The sequence below is a fragment of the Azospira sp. MPR-E4 genome, from assembly GCF_058809645.1.
In genome coordinates, this window is the sequence record NZ_JBXAST010000058.1 from 1 (window position 1) to 20,487 (window position 20,487).

At 64.7% G+C, this 20,487-nt stretch carries 22 protein-coding genes, 1 tRNA gene and 1 pseudogene; 13 read left to right on the forward strand and 11 right to left on the reverse strand.

Annotation, left to right across the window (positions count from 1 at the left end; genetic code table 11):
* Window positions 1-336 (reverse strand): annotated as a pseudogene (locus tag AC1RTA_RS13920) (hypothetical protein); the annotation flags it as partial.
* 196 nt (window positions 337-532) lie between these two features.
* On the opposite strand from AC1RTA_RS13920, the gene ppa reads away from it, so the two are divergent.
* The 3 genes from ppa (at window position 533) to glnK (ending at window position 3,238) form a co-directional block, all read left to right on the forward strand.
* Complete coding sequence (ppa, locus tag AC1RTA_RS13925) at window positions 533-1,081, forward strand: inorganic diphosphatase (RefSeq protein ID WP_014236771.1); 549 nt, start codon at window positions 533-535, stop codon at window positions 1,079-1,081.
* A gap of 118 nt (window positions 1,082-1,199) precedes the next feature.
* Window positions 1,200-2,825 (forward strand): NAD+ synthase, encoded by a 1,626-nt coding sequence (locus tag AC1RTA_RS13930; protein ID WP_014236772.1) that lies wholly within the window; start codon window positions 1,200-1,202, stop codon window positions 2,823-2,825.
* Between the two features lie 74 nt (window positions 2,826-2,899).
* Complete coding sequence (glnK, locus tag AC1RTA_RS13935; RefSeq protein WP_014236773.1) at window positions 2,900-3,238, forward strand: P-II family nitrogen regulator; 339 nt, start codon at window positions 2,900-2,902, stop codon at window positions 3,236-3,238.
* Between the two features lie 191 nt (window positions 3,239-3,429).
* Here glnK and AC1RTA_RS13940 read toward each other — a convergent pair whose 3' ends face one another.
* Together AC1RTA_RS13940 and trxB are read right to left on the reverse strand one after the other, a co-directional pair.
* Window positions 3,430-4,476 (reverse strand): Smr/MutS family protein, encoded by a 1,047-nt coding sequence (locus AC1RTA_RS13940; RefSeq protein WP_492785040.1) that lies wholly within the window; start codon window positions 4,474-4,476, stop codon window positions 3,430-3,432.
* A gap of 18 nt (window positions 4,477-4,494) precedes the next feature.
* The gene (gene trxB / locus AC1RTA_RS13945; protein ID WP_014236775.1) at window positions 4,495-5,454 is read right to left on the reverse strand and encodes a thioredoxin-disulfide reductase; all 960 of its coding nucleotides are present in this window, start codon (window positions 5,452-5,454) and stop codon (window positions 4,495-4,497) included.
* A gap of 155 nt (window positions 5,455-5,609) precedes the next feature.
* Between trxB and AC1RTA_RS13950 the strand changes: the two genes are divergently transcribed.
* Genes AC1RTA_RS13950 through lolA form a run of 3 tightly spaced genes read left to right on the forward strand, consistent with a single transcriptional unit; the run spans window position 5,610 to window position 9,266 of the window.
* Window positions 5,610-6,269, forward strand: coding sequence for a Crp/Fnr family transcriptional regulator (locus tag AC1RTA_RS13950; protein WP_014236776.1), 660 nt, complete (start codon window positions 5,610-5,612; stop codon window positions 6,267-6,269).
* Window positions 6,270-6,318: 49 nt separating this feature from the next.
* Window positions 6,319-8,634, forward strand: coding sequence for a DNA translocase FtsK (locus AC1RTA_RS13955; protein ID WP_130459998.1), 2,316 nt, complete (start codon window positions 6,319-6,321; stop codon window positions 8,632-8,634).
* Entirely contained in the window at window positions 8,634-9,266 is a 633-nt protein-coding gene (gene lolA, locus AC1RTA_RS13960) for an outer membrane lipoprotein periplasmic chaperone LolA (protein WP_492785041.1), read from the forward strand. Before AC1RTA_RS13955 ends, lolA begins: the two co-directional genes overlap by 1 nt.
* 27 nt (window positions 9,267-9,293) lie before the next feature.
* Here lolA and AC1RTA_RS13965 read toward each other — a convergent pair whose 3' ends face one another.
* The 5 genes from AC1RTA_RS13965 to AC1RTA_RS13985 form a co-directional block, all read right to left on the reverse strand.
* Window positions 9,294-9,695, reverse strand: coding sequence for a hypothetical protein (locus AC1RTA_RS13965; protein ID WP_492785042.1), 402 nt, complete (start codon window positions 9,693-9,695; stop codon window positions 9,294-9,296).
* Entirely contained in the window at window positions 9,682-9,984 is a 303-nt protein-coding gene (locus tag AC1RTA_RS13970) for a hypothetical protein (RefSeq protein ID WP_207222276.1), read from the reverse strand. Before AC1RTA_RS13970 ends, AC1RTA_RS13965 begins: the two co-directional genes overlap by 14 nt.
* Window positions 9,985-10,092: 108 nt before the next feature.
* The gene (locus tag AC1RTA_RS13975; RefSeq protein WP_492785043.1) at window positions 10,093-10,863 is read right to left on the reverse strand and encodes a hypothetical protein; all 771 of its coding nucleotides are present in this window, start codon (window positions 10,861-10,863) and stop codon (window positions 10,093-10,095) included.
* Between the two features lie 144 nt (window positions 10,864-11,007).
* Entirely contained in the window at window positions 11,008-11,388 is a 381-nt protein-coding gene (locus tag AC1RTA_RS13980; RefSeq protein ID WP_492785044.1) for a TFIIB-type zinc ribbon-containing protein, read from the reverse strand.
* A gap of 179 nt (window positions 11,389-11,567) precedes the next feature.
* Entirely contained in the window at window positions 11,568-12,122 is a 555-nt protein-coding gene (locus AC1RTA_RS13985; RefSeq protein WP_492785045.1) for a hypothetical protein, read from the reverse strand.
* Window positions 12,123-12,164: 42 nt separating this feature from the next.
* Here AC1RTA_RS13985 and AC1RTA_RS13990 point away from each other — a divergent pair, with 42 nt between their 5' ends.
* From AC1RTA_RS13990 to serS, 4 genes are read left to right on the forward strand one after another with little or no spacing between them, the layout of a single operon-like run.
* A complete protein-coding gene (locus tag AC1RTA_RS13990) occupies window positions 12,165-13,175 on the forward strand; it encodes an integron integrase (RefSeq protein ID WP_492785046.1) in 1,011 nt (336 codons plus the stop codon).
* A 49-nt stretch (window positions 13,176-13,224) separates the two neighbouring features.
* A complete protein-coding gene (locus AC1RTA_RS13995) occupies window positions 13,225-14,550 on the forward strand; it encodes a replication-associated recombination protein A (RefSeq protein WP_172974788.1) in 1,326 nt (441 codons plus the stop codon).
* Window positions 14,551-14,580: 30 nt separating this feature from the next.
* Entirely contained in the window at window positions 14,581-14,880 is a 300-nt protein-coding gene (locus AC1RTA_RS14000) for a GxxExxY protein (RefSeq protein ID WP_492785047.1), read from the forward strand.
* A 36-nt stretch (window positions 14,881-14,916) separates the two neighbouring features.
* Window positions 14,917-16,200 (forward strand): serine--tRNA ligase, encoded by a 1,284-nt coding sequence (gene serS / locus AC1RTA_RS14005; protein WP_287874225.1) that lies wholly within the window; start codon window positions 14,917-14,919, stop codon window positions 16,198-16,200.
* 174 nt (window positions 16,201-16,374) lie between these two features.
* Here serS and mltF read toward each other — a convergent pair whose 3' ends face one another.
* Window positions 16,375-17,811: a membrane-bound lytic murein transglycosylase MltF gene (gene mltF, locus AC1RTA_RS14010; RefSeq protein WP_492785048.1), complete on the reverse strand. Its 1,437-nt coding sequence runs from the start codon at window positions 17,809-17,811 to the stop codon at window positions 16,375-16,377.
* Between the two features lie 120 nt (window positions 17,812-17,931).
* Here mltF and AC1RTA_RS14015 point away from each other — a divergent pair.
* Window positions 17,932-18,024 (forward strand) — tRNA-Ser (locus AC1RTA_RS14015).
* Window positions 18,025-18,125: 101 nt separating this feature from the next.
* Complete coding sequence (locus tag AC1RTA_RS14020) at window positions 18,126-18,482, forward strand: DMT family transporter (RefSeq protein ID WP_492785049.1); 357 nt, start codon at window positions 18,126-18,128, stop codon at window positions 18,480-18,482.
* A gap of 12 nt (window positions 18,483-18,494) precedes the next feature.
* On the opposite strand, the gene AC1RTA_RS14025 is transcribed toward AC1RTA_RS14020, so the two are convergent.
* Both AC1RTA_RS14025 and AC1RTA_RS14030 read right to left on the reverse strand, forming a co-directional pair.
* The gene (locus tag AC1RTA_RS14025; protein ID WP_014236784.1) at window positions 18,495-19,205 is read right to left on the reverse strand and encodes a DUF599 domain-containing protein; all 711 of its coding nucleotides are present in this window, start codon (window positions 19,203-19,205) and stop codon (window positions 18,495-18,497) included.
* 82 nt (window positions 19,206-19,287) lie between these two features.
* Window positions 19,288-19,920: an HNH endonuclease gene (locus AC1RTA_RS14030; protein ID WP_205231526.1), complete on the reverse strand. Its 633-nt coding sequence runs from the start codon at window positions 19,918-19,920 to the stop codon at window positions 19,288-19,290.
* A 213-nt stretch (window positions 19,921-20,133) separates the two neighbouring features.
* Here AC1RTA_RS14030 and AC1RTA_RS14035 point away from each other — a divergent pair.
* The coding region (locus AC1RTA_RS14035; RefSeq protein WP_492785050.1) for a hypothetical protein at window positions 20,134-20,487 on the forward strand (354 nt) is incomplete at its 3' end.

Sequence of the window (20,487 nt, forward strand, 5' to 3'; positions counted from 1 at the left end):
CGCCGGGGGCGGCGGCGCGGAGGAGGTGATGGAGGCGGGCGTCGGTGCCGGGGCCGGTTCGCTCTTCACTGCCTTGGGCGCCGGCGCCTGTTGCTTGACTACCGGCTGGGGCTTGGGCGGCGGAGGCGTCGGCGTGGGTTTGGCGGCAGGCTCCGGAGCCGGGGTGACGAGCGCGATGCTCATCACCTGGGGGGCTTCAATGGGGCTTGGCTGTGCCGTGCCCAACGCCCAGGCCAGGGCGGCACCGTGCAGCAGCACGGCGGCGCCGACCCAGGGACTCCGGGAAAGCCAGCCGGAGTCGGTCGGGCAGGAATACGGCATGGCTGGTACCAGCATGGCGAGCGGTTTCCTGGGAATGGTTATTAAATGACAACAATTCTCATTCTGCAGATTGTGAGAATTTGTGTCAACTGCTTTTGTTGCTGCGCAATAGGGGGGCGGAGCCTTGTTTTTCCGGGATTTCCCGGCATTTGGTGCCGCGTCGAGGGAGCGCCTGACGTATAATTAGGGACTTTTATAAGGAGACTGATTCATGAACATCGACGCACTGTCCATCGGCAAGGACGTCCCCAACGACTTCAACGTGGTCATCGAGATTCCCGCCCGGGCGCCCGGCATCAAGTACGAACTGGACAAGGATTCCGGCGCCGTGCTGGTGGACCGTTTCATGTCCACCCCCATGCACTACCCCTGCAACTACGGCTTTGTGCCCCACACCCTGTCCGACGACGGCGACCCCGTGGACGTGCTGGTGGTGACTCCCTATCCCCTGCACCCCGGCGTGGTGGTGCGCTGCCGCCCCATCGGCATCCTGCACATGGAAGACGAAGCCGGTCTGGACGCCAAGGTCCTGGCAGTGCCCGTGTCCAAGCTGACCTCCATCTACGACAACGTCAAGGCCGTCTCCGACCTGCCCGACCTGCTGCCGAAGATGATCGAGCACTTCTTCGAGCACTATAAGGATCTGGAACCCAACAAGTGGGTCAAGGTCACCGGCTGGGGCGACCTGGAAGCCGCCAAGAAGGAAATCGTGGACGGCGTGGCCCGTTACGACGCTTCCGGCGAAAAGCCCCACTTCTAAGCTGTCCGAGGCGCCGGGGGAGCTTGTCCTCCGGCCGCTTTCCTGCTGTACCCAGTATTACCGTAGTCCGCCTCCCGTCCTTCCTCGCCCGACGCCTTTCTCCCCGGATCGTCCGCCCATGGCTGCTCCCACTTCCGCCCTTGCCGTCGCCGTCGCCCAGTTCAATGCCGTTCTCGGCGACCTGGCCGGCAACCGTTCCCGCCTGGCCGACCTGGCCCGCCAGGCCCAGGCCCGCGGGGCCGACCTGATGCTGAGCCCGGAACTGGGCCTGTGCGGCTATCCGCCGGAAGACCTGCTGCTGCGCCCGGATTTCTACCGGGCCTGCGCCCGGGAGCTGGAACTGCTGGCGGCGGAGGTGCCGGAGATCGGCATCGTCGTCGGCCATCCCCTGGAGGTGGCCGGCCAGCGCTACAACGCCGCCTCCTACCTGAAGGACGGCCGCATCCAGGCCACCTACCGCAAGCACCGCCTGCCCAACTACGAGGTCTTCGACGAGGAGCGCTACTTCGAAGCCGGCAGCGAGCCCTGCCTGATCGAGGTCAAGGGCTGGACCCTGGGGCTCAACATCTGTGCCGACGTGTGGGAGGCAGGGGCGGCGGAGCAGGCGGCCCAGGCCGGGGCCCAGGCCCTGCTGGTGCTCAATGCCTCGCCCTATCACATGAACAAGGAAGGGGACCGCCTCGCCGTGCTGCGGGAGCGGGTGGCGGCGACCCGGATTCCCCTCATCTACAACAATCTGGTGGGCGGCCAGGACGAGCTGGTGTTCGACGGCGCCTCCCTGGCCCTGTGCGCCGACGGCAGCGTCGGCGCCAGCCTGCCCCGTTTCGAGGAAGCCCTGGAGCTGCTGCAGCTGACTCCCGACGGCCGCGTCAGCGGCGTGCTCCTGCCGGAGCCGGCCCTGGAGGAGCAGGTGTACCGCGCCCTGGTGCTGGGGGTGCGCGATTACATTGGCAAGAACGGCTTCAAGGGCGCCGTCATCGGCCTTTCCGGCGGCATCGACTCGGCCCTGACCCTGGTGGTGGCAGCCGAGGCCCTGGGGGCCGACAAGGTGCGGGCCATCATGATGCCTTCGCCCTACACCGCCCAGATGAGCCTGGACGATTCCCGCCAGCTGGTGGAAACCCTGGGCGTGCGCTACGACGAGATCGCCATTGCCCCGGCCATGGGCGTCTATGGCGAGATGCTGGCCCAGGAATTCGCCGGCACCGCTGCCGACACCACGGAGGAAAACCTCCAGGCCCGCATCCGCGGCAACATCCTGATGGCCATCTCCAACAAGAGCGGCAGCCTGGTGCTGACCACCGGCAACAAGTCCGAGATGGCGGTGGGCTACTGCACCCTCTACGGCGACATGGCCGGCGGCTTCGCCGTCATCAAGGACCTGGCCAAGACCTTCGTCTATCGCCTGTGCCGCTGGATCAACCGGGAACGGGAGATCATCCCGGACAACATTATCGTCCGCCCCCCTTCCGCCGAGCTCAAGCCGGACCAGAAGGACCAGGACAGCCTGCCGCCCTACGAGGTGCTGGACGCCATCATGGAAGCCTATATGGAGCAGGACCTGTCGCCCCGGGAGATCGTCGCCCAGGGCTACGCCGAGGCCGACGTGCGGCGGGTGGTGCGCCTGCTCAAGATCAGCGAATACAAGCGGCGCCAGGCCCCGGTGGGTATCCGCGTCACCCAGCGGGGCTTCGGCAAGGACTGGCGCTATCCGATCACAAACCGTTATGCTGACGAATGGTGAGCCGACGCGAAGATGACGGCATTCGGTTGGGAATGCCCCGCTGCCCCGCCTAAGAATTTAAATAAGGAGAGTTCATGAAAAAGATCGAAGCCATCATCAAGCCCTTCAAGCTCGACGAAGTGCGCGAAGCCCTGTCCGAAATCGGCGTCACCGGCCTCACCGTCACCGAGGTCAAGGGTTTCGGCCGCCAGAAGGGCCACACCGAGCTGTACCGCGGCGCCGAGTACGTGGTCGACTTCCTGCCCAAGATCAAGGTGGAACTGATCATCTCCGACGACAAGGTGGAGCCCGCCATCGACGCCATCGTCAAGGCCGCCCACACCGGCAAGATCGGCGACGGCAAGATTTTCGTCATGCCTGTGGAGCAGGTGGTGCGCATCCGTACCGGCGAGACCGACGAAGCCGCCATCTGAGGCAAGACACGCCGGCGCCGGCCCCCAGGGACCGGTGCGGCAAAAGGGCCGTCCCACGGGGCGGCCCTTTGCTTTTTGGGGATGGGGAAAGCGTGTTGCCAAGGCATGGCCGCAGAGGCAGGCGGGAAGCCATTCTCCGGCATGGGCAGGCGCTCAGGCCCGTCCCTGCTGCTTCCCAGGGTTGGCGGTTTTCAGCCCCGGGAATCGTCCGCCGTGGCGCCCTCCCGGCGGGGATTGCGCAGCAGCACCAGCAGGGCGCCGCTGCCGCCGTCCGCCGGCTTGGCTTCGCAGAAGGCCAGCACTTCCGGGTGCTGGGCCAGCCAGTTGCGGGTCAGGTTCTTCAGTAGGGATTCGCCGCCGGGGGAGCTCAGGCCCTTGCCGTGGATCACCCGCAGGCAGCGTTGGCCGCGGCGGCCGCAGCGGGCCAGGGCGGCGCTGAGGAAGTCCCGGGCTTCGTCCCGGGTGTAGCCGTGCAGGTCGACTTCCGTTTCCACCGGAATGCGGCCCCGGCGCAGGTCCGCCAGCAGGCGGCCGGGGGCGCCGGGACGCAGGTGCTCGCCCTCGGCGGCGGTGTCGGCCCGGTCGGACAGGGGCGGGTGGGCCGGTGCCGGCGTGGCTGCCGGCGGCTCGGCTTCCTCCCGGGGCCGGGGGCGGGCCGCCGGCAGGGGCTTGTTGAGGGCCGCCTGGTTCTTGTCCGCCAGGGGCGTCACCGGGCCGGCGGCGCGGCGGAAGAGGGCGGCCGGATCGTCGTCCGGCAGGTCCGGGATATACAGCTCCGGCGTCGCCTCCGCAGCCGGCGCGGCGGCCTGGGCCTGGCGCTTCTGCCGCGACAGGCGCGGCCCCACCTCGGCCCGGCCGGTGTCCTTGACCGGGGTGACCTCGCCGACGCTGGCGCGGAACAGGGCCAGGGGGTCGTTGGGGTCGATCCGCTGGGGCCGGGGCGACGGGGCGCTCTCCGTCTCCTCCTGCAGCCTGGGCCGGGGCTTGGGGGGCGGCTTGGGCTTGTCCAGACGGGCGTGGTTGTCCCGGGCCAGGGGCTTGGCGCCGGCGAAGGCCTGAGCCAGCAGGGCGGCATCCTCGTCCCCGGCCGTGGATACAGGCGGCGGCGCGGGCATGGCAGATGGCGCCGGTGCGGCAGGGGGGGCGGCTTTGGCCTGTTTGGCGGGCTCCAGATGGCCTTTCAGGTCCCGCAGGACCTGAAAGGGGGAGCCGGCGGCGGCCGGCTTGGCAGGCTTCATGGAGCGCTGTTCCGGGGCTTACGCCTGCTCCAGGCCGTCCAGGTAGCGTTCGGCATCCAGGGCGGCCATGCAGCCGGTACCGGCGGAGGTGCAGGCCTGGCGGTAGATGTGGTCCTGCACGTCGCCGGCAGCGAAGACGCCGGTGATGCTGGTCTGGGTGGCGTTACCGGCGCGGCCGGACTGGGTCACGATGTAGCCGTTTTCCAGCTCCAGTTGGCCCTCGAACAGCTCGGTGTTGGGCTTGTGGCCGATGGCGATGAAGACGCCCATGACCGGCACTTCCTGGGTGGCACCGGTATTGACGTTTTTCACCTTGAGGCCGGTGACGCCGGAATCGTCGCCCAGCACTTCTTCCAGGGTGGAATCCCACAGCACGGTGACCTTGCCTTCTTCCACCTTCTTCATCAGCTTGTCCTGGAGGATCTTTTCGGACTTGAACTTGTTGCGGCGGTGGATCACGGTGACGTGGCTGGCGATGTTGGCCAGGTACAGGGCCTCTTCCACGGCGGTGTTGCCGCCGCCCACCACGGCCACGGCCTGGTTGCGGTAGAAGAAGCCGTCACAGGTGGCGCAGGCGGAAACGCCACGGCCGGCGAACTTCTCTTCGGAGGGCAGGCCCAGGTACTGGGCGGAGGCGCCGGTGGCGATGATGAGGGCGTCGCAGGTGTATTCGCCGGCATCGCCGATGAGGCGGAAGGGCTTTTCCTGCAGCTTGGCGGTGTGGATGTGGTCGAAGATGATCTCGGTCTCGAAGCGGCGGGCATGCTCCTCGAAACGCTGCATCAGCTCCGGGCCCTGGACGCCGGCCGCATCGGCGGGCCAGTTGTCCACTTCGGTGGTGGTCATCAGCTGGCCGCCCTGGGCCAGGCCGGTGATCAGCACGGGTTTCAGGTTGGCGCGGGCGGCATAGACGGCGGCGGTGTAGCCGGCGGGGCCGGAACCGAGGATGAGCAGGCGGCTGTGGCGTTGGGTGGTCATGGCGTTTCTCTCGCGGTCGGATTTTCGGGTTGGGGGGAAATTATAGCGAAAGCAGGGGGGCTGTAACCGAACTCGCCGGCGGCGGTGGCGCGTGACGGATTTGGCATATAATCGGCGCTGATTTATCCACACCACAAGCAAAAATAAGGCTGAGTATGCAGGTTGGGAGAGGACTAAGCCTCGCCACGCTCCGGGGCTTGCCCATGTTTGAGCGTGTGCCGGACAGCGAACTGGAACATCTGGCCCGGGTATCCACCTATCGCAAGGTGACTCGGGGTACGACCATTGTGCGGGCCGGCGACGTCACGGACTCCCTCTACATCCTCATCTCGGGCAGCATCAAGGTGCTCAACAGCGATGAGGAAGGGCGGGAAGTGATCCTGGCCATCCTCGGCACCGGCGAGTTCTTCGGCGAAATGGGCCTGCTCGATGGCGAGCCCCGTTCCGCCAACGTGGTGGCCCTGGAAGTGTGCGAGGTGCTGATCATCGCCAAGGCCGAGTTCCGCCGCCTCCTCACCGAGCACGTGGATCTGACCTTCTACCTGCTGCGCAGCCTGGTGCAGCGCCTGCGGGAAGCCGACCGCAAGATCGAAAGCCTGGCCCTGATGGACGTTTTCGGCCGGGTCGCCAAGCTGCTGCTGGAGTTTTCCGAGATGCAGGAAGGCCGGCGCATCGTCACCCGCAAGCTGACCAAGCAGGATATCGCCAAGATGATCGGCGCCTCCCGGGAAATGGTCAGCCGGGTGATGAAGGACCTGGAAACCAGCGGTTACATCGAAGTTCAGGACGGCCGCATTGTCCTGCACGAAATCTAAGGGGCGCTTGCCGTTATAATCGGGCGAACCTACCAACTGTTCGCCGCCAATGGCCGTCCCCCAATCCGCCCGTCGCAACTCCGATAAGTCCCCCAGCCCCCTGCCGGAAAAGATTGCCGTCATCCTGCAGGAATCCCGCTGGCTGGCGCTGGTGGTGTTCGCCGGCTTCCTCTCCCTGGCCCTGTGGGGCTACGACCGGGCCGACCCGGGCTGGTCCCATGCGGCCCAGGTGGACGCCCTGCACAACCCCGCCGGCCGTTTCGGCGCCTGGCTCTCCGATCTCCTGCTCTATCTCTTCGGCGCTTCCGCCTGGTGGTGGGTCACCCTCATGCTGGCCCTGGTGTGGTGGGGCTACCGCCGCCTCGACGGCCTGCGCGGCAACGGCGACCGCCGCCCGCTGATTGTCGCCGCCATCGGCTTCCTCATCCTGCTGGTGGCCAGCTGCGGCCTCGAAGCCATCCGTTTCTACACCCTGCGCACGCCCCTGCCCCTGGTGCCCGGCGGCATGCTGGGCCTTGAGTTGGGCAATGCCGCCGTCGCCGCCCTCGGCTACACCGGCGCCACCCTGGTCCTGCTCACCGGCGTGGTGCTGGGCTGGAGCCTCTTTTCCGGCATGAGCTGGCTGTCCACCTTCGAGCGTCTGGGCACCCTGGTGGAAGGCACCTATTTCGGCATCCGCGGCCTCATCGAGCGCTGGCAGGACCAGCGCATCGGCCGCGAAGTGGCCCGGGAGCGGGAAGCAGTGGTGGAAGTGGAGCGGGCCCGGGTGGAAGATCACGAGCCCATCCGCATCGAAATCGTCGAGCCCGAGATCGAAGTCTCCACCAAGGTGGAAAAACGCATCGAGCGGGAGCGCCAGACGCCCCTCTTCCCCGAGGCGGTGGAGGGCGGCCAGCTGCCGCCCCTGCACCTGCTGGACCCGGCGCCGCCCCAGACCGACCTGCCGGCGGCGGACACCCTGGAATTCACCTCCCGCCTCATCGAACGCAAGCTGGCCGACTTCGGCGTCCAGGTGAAGGTGCTGGCCGCCTACCCCGGCCCGGTCATCACCCGCTACGAAATCGAGCCCGCGGTGGGCGTCAAGGGCGCCCAGATCGTCAATCTGGCGCGGGACCTGGCCCGGGCCCTGGCCCTCATCTCGGTGCGGGTGGTGGAGACGGTGCCGGGCAAATCCTGCATGGCCCTGGAACTGCCCAATCCCAAGCGCCAGGCCGTGCGCCTCTCGGAAATCCTTTCCAGCAAGGCCTATTACGACATGGCCTCGCCCCTCACCGTGGCTCTGGGCAAGGACATCGGCGGCCAGGCCACCGTGGCCGACCTGGCCAAGATGCCCCATCTGTTGGTGGCCGGCACCACCGGTTCCGGCAAGTCGGTGGGCATCAACGCCATGATCCTGTCCCTGCTCTACAAGTCCACCGCCAAGGATGTGCGCCTCATCCTGGTGGACCCGAAGATGCTGGAACTCTCCATCTACGAAGGCATTCCCCATCTGCTGGCGCCGGTGGTGACCGACATGCGCCAGGCCGCCAACGCGCTCAACTGGTGCGTCGGCGAGATGGAAAAGCGCTACAAGCTGATGAGCGCCATGGGCGTGCGCAACCTGGCCGGCTTCAACGCCAAGATCCGTGAGGCGGAGAAGAACGAGCAAAAGATTCCCAACCCGCTCTCCATCACCCCCGAATCCCCCGAGCCTCTGACCGAACTGCCCTACATCGTGGTGGTCATCGACGAGCTGGCGGACTTGATGATGGTGGTGGGCAAGAAGGTGGAAGAACTGATCGCCCGCCTGGCCCAGAAGGCCCGGGCCGCCGGCATCCACCTCATCCTGGCGACCCAGCGGCCCAGCGTGGATGTGATCACCGGCCTGATCAAGGCCAACATCCCCACCCGCATCTCCTTCCAGGTCTCCAGCAAGATCGACTCCCGCACCATCCTCGACCAGATGGGCGCCGAAGCCTTGCTGGGCCAGGGTGACATGCTCTACCTGACGCCGGGCAGCGGCTACCCCACCCGGGTGCACGGCGCCTTCGTCGCCGACGACGAAGTGCACCACGTGGTCGAATACCTGAAAAAGACCGGCGCCCCCGATTACATCGAGGATGTGCTCAGCGGTGCCGGCGGTGACGAAGATGGCGGTGGCGACGGCGAGGGCGGCGACGATCCCGAAAACGACCCCATGTACGACCAGGCCGTGGAGATCGTCCTCAAGACCCGCCGGGCCTCCATTTCCCTGGTCCAGCGCAACCTGCGCATCGGCTACAACCGGGCCTCCCGCCTCATCGAAGCCATGGAGCGGGCCGGCCTGGTCTCCGCCATGGATGGCCGCGGCGGGCGCGAAGTGCTGGGCCGCAAGACGGAAGAATGATGAAAACTCCCCCCAAGTTCCTGCTGGCGGCCCTCCTGGCCGCCGCCCTGCTGCCCGGCGCCGCCCAGGCCTCCGGCGTCGCCAAGCTCAAGTCCTTCCTCGACAACACCCGCAGCCTGCGGGCCGAGTTCGTCCAGACCGTGGTGGCCAAGAGCGGCCGCAAGCCCCAGAACTCCGCCGGCCTGATGATGTTCCAGCGCCCCGGCAAGTTCCGCTGGCAGGTGGAAAAGCCCTATCCCCAGCTGATGGTGGGCGACGGCGAAAAATTCTGGATCTACGACCCGGAACTGAAGCAGGTGACGGTGAAGAAAATGGGCAAGACCCTGGGCGCCACCCCGGCCGCCCTGCTGGCCGGCGAAGGCTCCGCCTCCCTGGAAAAGAACTTCACCCTGGCTGAAGGCGGCGAGAGGGACGGCCTGGAATGGGTCGAAGCCACCCCCAGGAGCGCCGACTCCGGCTTCGAAAAAGTCCGCCTCGGCTTTGCCGGCGACAACCTGCGGGCCATGGAACTGCTCGACAGCTTCGGCCAGACCACCGCCCTCATCTTCAACCGGGTCGAACGCAACCCGTCCCTGGCCCCCGGCCTCTTCCGTTTCACTCCGCCGCCCGGAGCGGATGTGGCGGGGGAGTGAGGGGCGCTCCCCTCGCAATTTTCCCGATCAGAATAGAACCTGATGATGTTGTGACGCGCAGGATTGGCACAGGTCGTCGCTGATCATCCAGCCCGAGGGCTGGCGCTCGTTGCACTCGGTGCACACGCCAAAGTACCGGGGATCGTGCAGGATTGCGTTGATCGCTTCATGCACTTCCTCGGTGTCTATTCCCGTTGGAAATACCCCGACCAGCTGCCAGCGAGATTGGGGTTCTTGCCCACTCCAGATAATCAGACGAACTGATAACCGTAGCCAGCCGCTCTCCACTACCTGCTGAATGAAGTCGCGCTTCAGTACATCGGGAGTCATCAAATGCTCAAGGTGGAAGAGATTGATCTGCGTGACTTTTCGCGCAGCGTCCAGCGAACGAAGTGAGCGGTAGTTGAGCGCATTGTTAGGAACCAACACGCAACGCTTGCCATGAGCTTGCCTCAAAGCCTAATGCCTGACCTGCACGGGCTATGAGCTTGAAACACTCATCTGTGATTTCAAGCGGCGGCTCCTTGACCATATAAAGCAAATGCTCATAAGCGACTCCCGCTTCTCCATGCTGTAGATAGTCAATAACAATTTCAGCGCCGTTTTCTAGACCTGACTGATCGAGAGCGCTTCCTAGTGTTATTGGCGCGTTTTTCAAGAACTCCTCGCGCATCAGGGCGCTAACTTCAATGAGCGCCTCATTGATGAGGTCTTCCACTGATCTATCCATGGTTTCTAACGTGCTAGCTGAGGGGCCGCCGTAGCGGCGAAGCCGCGAAGGGAACCGAGAAGCGCAGCTTCTCGGCGGTCCCTCTCGAGCGGCGGGTTAGGCATCGACGAGAACAGGAACTGCGTTCGCACCAGCAAGGGCTGCTGCGCAAAAGAAGTACTTCATTTCGATGGTTCTCGGATCGTCTCCAGGCTGCGGCAAGTTGGTCGAGTCGTTCGCGACACTGAAGTCATCATTCAGGAAGCCCAGAAAGTACGCGATCATTTTGGCGTGAGCGGCCTGAAGACTTCCAACCGTAAAGGCCATGTGCAGTATTTGACTCGATGTGATTCGCGTCTTCTTAGAAAAGAAGCTGCCCCATTTTCGTTCTGCTGGGATCTCTGATTCATATAAATCTTTGCGGCTGCGGGCAGCATCAATACCCGCCCCATCGTAATTGAAATCAGCAATTGCGCGGGTGAGCAACTGGCCGCGAGGTGTATTCAAATCAGCAGGGAGCCTCGATACCAGCCAGCGTTCGGCTTGTGCGGAAATTGGATAGTGAATGGCGCCCCCACATCCGAAGTCGGCGGAACGGACATTGGTGGGACAGCCCACACAATTGCGAGCTAGAGACTCAAGCGGACGGGCCTCAGCAAGGCAATCGGAAACACGCATTTCAGTTTCCTGAGGACCGTTGGGGCCAAGTATGACCGTCCGAAAAGTCCACTCGGACTCCGGCTTACTTTTGTCAACCTTTGGATCATTTCGCATAAGGTCGAGTACAACATTGGCCCTGTTGCGAGCCTTTTCCATTCTGAGGAGATCGCCATCGGAAACGGCTTCGCGAACCTTGCAGGGAAAGGAGCCATAGTAGTCAATTGCCATGTCTAGTCCTTTGGGTGAGAGCTGAGAATTCTCGATGCATAACGTTCAAGGTAAGGGGCGCTGCGCGGCGCTTTATCGCGCAGCGTCCAGCGACCAAAGGGAGCGGCCTTGACCGCAGTGTTAGGCATCGCAGGTGGTAAGTCACTAGACATCTGGAATTAAACTACAAATATCGGCAACCAAATTAACGATATCACCGAGGCCTGAAATGTCTGAGATTTGCGCGGTGTTCGAAGCAGATAGCGTGCCCAAGTGCGCACTTGTCTTTAACTGGTCTGGTTTCTGAGGGAGACCAAGATACGCGATAAGCTTCTCATACTCACCGCGATCAAGCCAAACACCAAAGCACATGGAGCAAACATCGATCTCAATGCCTTTGAACAGAAACGACATCATTGGGCTTTCATCGTTCGGGCAAGCGACTTTGCTCTGTTGTTCTGCGGACGCCTTGGAGTCTTTGGATTTTGCGTTGTGTATTTCGAGAGCGGCTTTGGCGCGGATTTCACGGAAGAAATCGCCGGGCACAAAATTACCAGAGCACGTTTCACATCGGTGAACAACGTGCGTGCCAATGGGTATTGGATTTAGCTTCGATTGGTCAAGCGCGCAATGCATTCGTGATGCCTAACGTAGAAGTGAGCGGCCTGCGCGGCTTTTCGCGCAGGTCCGCTCGACTGCCGGGTTAGAACGCGGTTCTTGGCAACTCATAGACTGCCCCGCAAATGGTCTTGAAGGCGGTCGGATCTCCACTCCCAGTAGTCAGAAAGGTGGTGATTCGCTCTACCCAACCGTTCGATGAGATTCTCTAGGGACTCCACCGAAAACTGAACGTACTCTTGAAGCATGTCGTTCGATGAGGTTTTGAGTCGCACAAACGTATAGCCGTCTTCATCGGTACTGTTCCAGTCAGCATGTACCACCAAGTTTCGTAGCCTCCCCAGTTCACCCAACTCGACAATCAGTTCGTTGAAGTCGGCCGGCGCCGAATCAACGCACCTATGAAAGTCTTCGGCAAACCGCTTGAATAGGTCCAATTTGGCGGCATACATCAACTTCTGAATAACTATGAGGCCCGGAGCGTCCGTTCTGTCCGAAATGGTTTCACAGATTAATGAATCAAGTGACTTCTCAAGCGAGTTGAAATACATCACTACGAGACCAACCAGCGGCAAGGACTCGTCCAGATATTCCTCAGCCTTATTTTCATCCTCAATCTCGTGCGACAGGTGCTGGATGAATTTCTTCGTTCTGCTCTTCATGGCCGCAAGATCAAGCGTTCTAACTAGTAGTCTTTTGTTGCCATGAAACCGGACATTCCTGACAAGGTGGTTGTACCGGGCCCCCGTTTGGTCGATCAGGTGCGGGCGGCGGTACGCATACGTCATTACAGCATACGGACCGAAGAGGCCTATGTCCATTGGGTGGTCCGCTACATCCGCTTCAATGGCATGCGTCATCCACGGGAGATGGGGGCTCGCGAGGTGACGGCCTTTCTTTCCCATCTGGCGGTGGAAGAGGATATCGCCGCTGCGACCCAGCAACAGGCCTTGTCCGCCTTGCTTTTCCTCTATCGGCAGGTGTTGGAACTGGATCTGCCATGGCTGACCGACCTGGTCCGGCCCAAGAAGCCGGCTCGTTTGCCGACGGTTTTGAATCGGGATGAAGTGAAGCGGCTGCTGGACGTCATGCCTGTCGGGCAGGCTTTGATGGCCCGGCTGCTCTACGGGACGGGAATGCGGCTGATGGAGTGCCTGCGACTTCGAGTGAAGGACGTGGATTTCGGCCGCGGAGAAATCCTGGTCCGCGAGGGCAAGGGGGCCAAGGATCGGGTCACCATGCTGCCCCGCACCCTGGAAGGCCCTTTGCGGGAACAACTCGCCAGAGCCAGGGAGCTGTTTGAGTATGATCGGGAGAACGGCTTGCCTGGGGTCTATCTGCCCCATGCGCTGGAGCGCAAGTATCCACAGGCAGGGGCTACCTGGCCCTGGTTCTGGGTGTTCCCGGCTGCCGGGTTGTCGGTGGACCCGCGCTCGGGTATCGAGCGGCGGCACCATGCCCACGAAAAGGCCCTGCAACGGGCCATGAAGGAGGCGGCGCGTCGGGCGGGTTTGGCCAAGCCTGTGTCAGTGCATACCTTGAGGCATTCCTTTGCCACCTATTTGCTGGATGCGAGCTACGACATTCGCACGGTGCAGGAACTGCTGGGCCATGCGGATGTTTCGACCACCATGATTTACACCCATGTGCTCAACCGGGGTGGCGGGGCGTGGCTTCTCCCCTGGACCGGGCGTGAGGGGTGTCAGGGCCCTTGAGGTAAACTGCGGCTTTTGCACGGGCAGTCCTGCTGCCAATGGATTCTGAGTGAGCGATCTTTTTTCCCAAGGAACGGTGGATGCCGGGGCGCCCCTGGCGGAGCAGTTGCGACCCCGCTCGCCCGATGAGGTGATCGGCCAGCAGCATCTGCTGGGGCCGGGCAAGCCCCTGCGTCTGGCCTTCGAGTCGGGTCAGCCCCATTCCATGATCCTGTGGGGGCCGCCCGGGGTGGGCAAGACCACCCTGGCGCGCATGATGGCGACCCAGTTCCACTGCGAGTTCATTGCCCTTTCCGCAGTCTTCTCCGGCATCAAGGAAGTGCGGGAGGCGGTGGCCCAGGCCGAGATGTGGAAGGCCCAGGGCAAGCGCACCATCCTCTTCGTCGATGAAATCCACCGTTTTAACAAGGCCCAGCAGGACGGCTTTCTGCCCTTCGTCGAAAGCGGCCTGTTCACCTTCATCGGCGCCACCACCGAGAACCCTTCCTTCGAGGTCAATTCGGCTCTGCTTTCCCGGGCGTCGGTGTATGTGCTGAAGTCCCTGGACGAGGCCGAGATGGGCCAGTTGTTCGACCGGGCCCGGGAAAAGGCCCTGGCGGACCTGGATTTTGACGACGAGGCCCGTACCCGCCTGATCGGCCTGGCCGACGGTGATGCCCGGCGCTTTCTCAACCTGCTGGAGCAGGTGCGCACGGCGGCCCGCACCGCCAAGCTGGCCAAGGTGGATGGGGCTTTCATCGAAGCCACCATGGCCCAGAGCCTGCGCCGCTTCGACAAGGGCGGCGACGCCTTCTACGACCAGATTTCGGCCCTGCACAAGTCGGTGCGGGGCTCCAACCCGGATGGCGCCCTCTACTGGTTCTGCCGCATGCTGGATGGCGGTGCCGACCCGCGCTACCTGGCCCGGCGCATCGTGCGCATGGCCTGGGAAGACATCGGCCTGGCCGACCCCCGGGGCAGCGAGATCGCCATGAACGCGGCCCAGACCTACGAGCGCCTGGGCTCGCCGGAAGGGGAGCTGGCCCTGGCCCAGGCGGTGATCTACCTGGCCTGCGCCGCCAAATCGAATGCCGCCTACAACGCGTATAATGCGGCACGCGCCTTCGTCGCCAAGGACGGCTCCCGCCCGGTGCCCGAGCACCTGCGCAACGCCCCCACCAAGCTGATGAAGGATCTGGGCTACGGCAAGGATTACCGCTACGCCCACGACGAAGCCGAAGGCTACGCCGCCGGTGAGAACTACTTCCCCGACGGCATGGCGCCCGCCACTTGGTATCAGCCGGTGGAGCGGGGCCTGGAAATCAAGATCGGCGAAAAGCTCGCCCACCTGCGGGACCTGGACGCCCAGGCCGCCCGCAAAGGCAAAAAAGGCTAGCCACAGAGGGCACAGAGGACACCGAGTGTCATGGCAGACCAACTGACCCGGCAGATTATCGGCGCCGCCATCGAGGTGCATCGTCTGCTGGGGCCGGGGCTGCTGGAGAGTGTCTATGAGGAGGCCCTCTGCCATGAAATGTCCCTGCGGGATATTCCCTTTGCCCGGCAGGTGGCGGTGGTGGTGGAGCTGAAGTCCCAACGGGCGCTGCCCGAAGCTGTATCGGCCCAGGTCTTGTCCTACCTGAAGGCAACTGGTTTGAAACGTGGTTTACTTATCAACTTTGGCGAGCCCAGGCTTGCCGACGGCGTGAAACGATTTTCTCTGTGATCTCTGTGCCCTCTGTGGCAAAAAGGTTTTGATTCCATGCTCGACATTCAACTGCTCCGCAACGACCTCGACGCCGTGGCTGCCCGCCTGGCGACCCGCGGCAAGGCTATCGACTTCACCCAGTTCTCCGCCCTGGAGGCCGAGCGCAAGACCCTGCAGACCCGCACCCAGGAGCTGCAGGCCAGCCGCAATTCCCTCTCCAAGCAGATCGGCATGTTGAAGGGCAAGGGCGAGGACGCTTCCGAGGTGATGGCCCAGGTGGCCGCCATGAAGACCGAGCTGGAGCAGGCCGAAGCCCGCCTCACCGAGCTGCTGGGCGAGTTCAACGCCATCGTCGCCGCCATTCCCAATCTGCCCAATGAAACCGTGCCGGTGGGCAAGGACGAAACCGACAACGTGGAAGTGAAGCGCTGGGGCACGCCCCGCACTTTCGACTTCGAGGTCAAGGACCACACCGACGTGGGCGAATCCCTCGGCCAGCTGGATTTCGCCGTGGCCGCCAAGATTTCCGGTGCCCGCTTCTCCGTCATGAAGGGCCAACTGGCCCGCCTGCACCGGGCACTCGCCCAGTTCATGCTCGACACCCACACCGGCGAGCATGGCTACACCGAGGTCTACACCCCCTACCTGGTGAATGCCGCCAGCCTCTTCGGCACCGGCCAGCTGCCCAAGTTCGAGGAAGACCTGTTCAAGATCGCCCGGGCCGATGCCGAGCCCCTGTACCTGATCCCCACCGCCGAAGTGCCGGTGACCAACATCGTGCGCGACGAAATCCTCGCCGCCGAGGCTCTGCCCCTGAAGCTGGTTTGCCACACTCCCTGCTTCCGTTCCGAAGCCGGCTCCTACGGCCGCGACACCCGGGGCATGATCCGCCAGCACCAGTTCGACAAGGTGGAGCTGGTGCAGATCGTGGCCCCCGAGAAGTCCGCCGAGGCCCATGAAGAGCTGACCCGCCACGCCGAAACGATCCTGGAAAAGCTGGAGCTGCCCTACCGCCGCGTCACCCTGTGCACCGGCGACATGGGCTTCTCCGCCGCCAAGACCTACGACCTGGAAGTGTGGCTGCCGGCCCAGAACACCTACCGGGAAATCTCCTCCTGCTCCAACTTCGAGTCCTTCCAGGCCCGCCGCCTGCAGGCCCGTTTCCGCAACGAGAAGAACAAGCCGGAGCTGGTGCACACCCTCAACGGTTCCGGCCTGGCCGTGGGCCGCACCCTGGTGGCCATCCTGGAAAACTTCCAGAACGCCGACGGCTCCGTCACCGTGCCGGCCGTGCTGCGTCCCTACATGGGCGGCCTGGAGAAGATCGTCGCCGCCTAAGCCGCCTCGCTCTTCGCAAAGAAAAAGGCCGGGAATATCCCGGCCTTTTTCTTTGCCCCGGCTGCAAGGCAGGAGGGACGGACATTCCGGCATGGCCTGCCTGGAGAATGGCTTGCTGCCTGCCTCTGCGCCATGCCCCGTTCGACCCTGGCGCCTTGCCTGCCCGGCGCCGCCTCAGTGTCGCTTCTTGCCTTTCTTGTCGCCTTTTTTCTCCTTCCTTTCTGCCACCGGCTTGGGCGGAATGTAGGGCGGCTCGTGGCGGGTGAGGATGTCGTAGAAGATGCGGATGTTCTCCACCATGATCACCGCCTCGCCACCCCGGGCGCGGCCGCTCTTCAAGCGCCGGTAATACTCGGGGCGGGAGAGCAGGGGCAGCACCCGCTTCATCTCGAACCAGGAATCCGGGTCCGCCTCGGTGCTGGGGGCGATGGCCAGGCCGCCCTTCATGTGGCCCAGGCCCAGGTTGTAGGCGGCCAGGGCCATCCAGGTGCGATCCGGCTCCTTCACCGTTTCCGGCAGCTGGTCCCGGATGTCCGCCAGGTAGCGGGCGCCGGCGCTGATGCTCTGTTTCGGGTCGAGCCGGTTGGAAACGCCGAGGCGGTCCGCCGTTTCCTCGGTCAGCATCATCATGCCCCGCACCCCGGTGGGGCTGGTGGCCATGGGGTCCCACTGGGATTCCTGGTAGGCCAGGGCGGCGATGAGGCGCCAGTCGATGCCGGTGCGGGCCTGGGCCGATTCGAACTGGGTGCGGAAATCGGGCAGGAGGCTGCGGGTGCGTTCGAGGAACTGCACCACGTCGAACTGCTTCAAGCGGCGCACGTGGCCGAAATAGCGGTCCTTCAGGCGCACCAGGGTGCCGTCCTTGTGCACCCGGCCGAGGAAGGCTTCGGCCTTGGCCACCAGCTCCGGGTCCGCGTCCCCGGGGAAGAGCCAGGCGATGGGCTGGGGCTCGCCGATCTGCAGGGTGGCGCTGAGCTGGGGATAGTAGTTCTGGGCGATGTCGAGGATGGGGCCGTCGGTGAGGGCCAGCTCGATGCGCTGCTCGGCCACCGCCTGCAGCAGGTCCAGGTCGCTCCATTCCGGATGTTCCTGCACCGTCACCGGCGGATTGAGGGCCGGCAGCCCGGCCAGCAGGTCGGCGTGGCGGCTGCGGGCCACCACGTGCACGGTGCGTCCGGCCAGCTGTTCGGTGCTGGTGATGGGCAGGGAGGCCTCGTGCTGCACCAGCAGGTGGCTGCTCTGGAAGAAGGGGGTGGTGGCCTGGAATTCGCTGTTGGCCACGCCCGGGTGCCAGACCAGCCAGGCGGCGGCCATGTGGCCGGCGCCCCGCTTCAGGGCCTGGGCCACTTCCCGGTAATTGCCGACGGAAACCAGCTTCAGCTTGAGCCCGGCCTCCTCGGCGAAGAGGCTGACCAGGTCGTACTCGAAGCCGGCCCCGGCTTCGCCGCCGTTGTCCTGGGCGCCGGGGGTGTAGGTCAGGGGGCCGGGGCTGGTGAGAACCACCAGCTCGTTGCTTTCCCGCCAGGAGGCCACCTTCCTGTCGGCACAGGCGTAGACCAGGGCCAGGGCAAGCAGGGCAACCAGCAGCCAGCGGAATACCTGTGGACGCATCCTCGCCTTTCCGGGGTTGTCCGGGAAAAAAGTTCCCGGATTGTGCCATGGACGCCCAGCCCGACAAAGGGGCCCAGGTCAGCGCCCGGGGCGGCGAATCGTGCTAAAATCCGCCTCCCCGGTGAGGTACCGAAGTGGCCATAACGGCGCTGACTCGAAATCAGATGGTCAGGGAAACCTGGCACGTGGGTTCGAATCCCACCCTCACCGCCACTCCTTTTCTGCTTCTTCCGGCGGCGCCTGCCGCCCGCTGCGGGGACGACCCCGCCAGCGTCCGTACCTTGGGGACGGCCCCGTTGCCACGGAGGTCGCCCATGTTTTTCCCCGCTACTGTCTTTTCCCTTTCGCCCCTGCTGGCCTGGGCTGTGCTGCTGCTCGCCGGTCTGCTGGAGATCGGCTGGGCCCTGGGCCTCAAGTCGGCGGCCGCCTCGTCCCGTCCGGCACTGATGTGGTCCGCCACCCTGGCGGCCATGGCGGCGAGCGTGGGCCTGCTGGCCCTGGCCCTGAAACAGCTGCCCCTGGGTCTGGCCTATGCGGTGTGGACGGCCATCGGCATCGCCGGCACCGCCCTGGTGGGAATTTTCCTGCTGGGGGAATCGGCCAGTCCCCTGCGTCTGTGCAGCATCGGCCTGATCCTGGCCGGGGTGGCCGGGCTCAAGCTGAGCGCCTGAGTCCTTTGTTTCTCAGGCGCCGCCGCCGGGCGGGCGCATCGCCAGCAGGGTCTCGGAATGGTAGTCGCGGCGGTAGAGCACCACCACGATGATGCTGGTGACCACCAGGAACAGGCCCGGACCCACCAGCCAGGTGAGGGCGGCGAGGCCGAAGTAGTAGGCCCGGATGCCCCGGTTGAAGTCGTCCCCGGCGTAGCTGTTCACCGCCGCCATGCGCCGGGCGCTGGCTTCCAGTTCCGGATCGGTGTCGCAGCTGCCGGTGGGGGCGGCGCCCACCAGGATGGAGAGCAGGTTGAACTGGCGCAGGGACCAGGTGAACTTGAAATAGGCTACGACGAAGACGCCGAAGAGCAGCAGCAGCTTCAGTTCCAGCAGGTCCCGGGTGACTTCCCGGGCGAAGGGGAAGTCGGCGGTGACGGAGACCACCTTGTCCAGGGTGCCGAGCACGGCGAAGAGGCCGGCGATGATGTAGATGGTGGTGTTGGCGTAGAAGGAGACGCTGTTCATCAGGTTGCCGATAAGGGAGGCGTCGGTGATGCGCACTTCCCGCTCCAGCAGGCGCCGCGCCCATTGCAGGCGGTAGGCGTGGCCCTGGCCCACCAGGTTTTCCCGGGCGTGAGGCCCCCGTTCGGCGAAGAAGACGTAGCCGATCCAGCAGAAGAGGAACCAGCTCAGGGCGCTCCAGTCGAGCAGGGTCAGATGGGCCAGGGGGCCTTGGGGCATGGGGAATTCCGCGTCAATGAAAGCCGATGGGCCGATTTTGCCACAGCCGGAGCCGGGCCGTTCCCGGCGCCGCGGGGCGGCTTCAGATGACCCGGCTCTTGGCCGGCACGTGGCGGGCCAGGAAATCCATCTGGTCGGCCAGGATCTGGCGGTTGGAGAGAATCAGGAATTCGGCCCGGTTGGGCACGTAGGGCAGGTAGAGCAGTTCCATGCCGGCCTTTTCCAGCAGGCGGGCGCCCTTCTTCTGGTTGCAGGGCATGCAGGCGGCCACCACGTTGGTCCAGGTGTCGCTGCCGCCCTTGGAAATGGGGATGACGTGGTCCCGGGTCAGGCGCTGGCTGGAGAATTCCCGGCCGCAGTAGGCGCACAGATGGCGGTCCCGGTGGAACAGTTCCCGGTTGGAGAGGGGCGGTACGTGGCGGTTGTAGCCTTGGCCGTGGCTGTGGCCGCGCAGGGCGATGATGCTGTTGGCGGTGATGGCGGAGCGCTGGCCGGTGAGGCGGGAAATGCCGCCGCGCAGGGTGAAGGCGTTGTCGCCCGCATCCCAGGCCACCATTTCCCGGGCGTAGTAGAAGCAGGCCTCCTGCCAGGAAATCCAGCGCTGGGGCACTCCGTTCTGGTCCAGGGCCAGGATCAGGGGCGCACAGGCGTACTCGGCCAGCAGGTGGGGGGCCGGGAGGCAGTGCGGGGGCGGCAGGCATACCGGATCGTTCATGGGAGTCCATAAAAATCATCGGTTTGCGCCAGAGTAACAAAGGCCGCCGGCTTTTCCTAGGGCATGGCCCGGCTGCCGGGTGGCGGCTGGGGAAGGGGAGGCTTTCGGGTATCCTTGCGCCTGTATGGCAGCGGCGGCTCCGATTTTCCCCCGCTGCCGCCACTGCCGCGGCTGCGGCCCTGTCTTCCATCCATTTGTCTGCCCGATCGTTCCATGGCTGCCCCATCTTCCACCCTCAAAGCCGCCCTGGTGGTTTCCCTGCTGGCCCATGCCGTGCTCCTGGCCTGGGGGCGCTGGAGTCTGACGCCCACGCCCAGCGCGGCGGCTGGCGGCATGCGGGTGGATCTGCGCGGCGGCCGGCCCGCTGCCGAGGCCCTGCCCCGGGAGGCCCAGTTGGCGCCGCTTTCCCGGCAGGTGCCGCCGAAGTCACCGTCCCGCCTGCCTGAGCGGCCGGCCCCCATTTTGGCCGTTCCCGGCGCCACCGCCCAGGTGGTGGCCGCTGCCGCCCGTCCGCCGGCGCCGGCCGAGGCGGTACCGGAACGGCGGGGGGAGGGGGAGGGCCAGTCC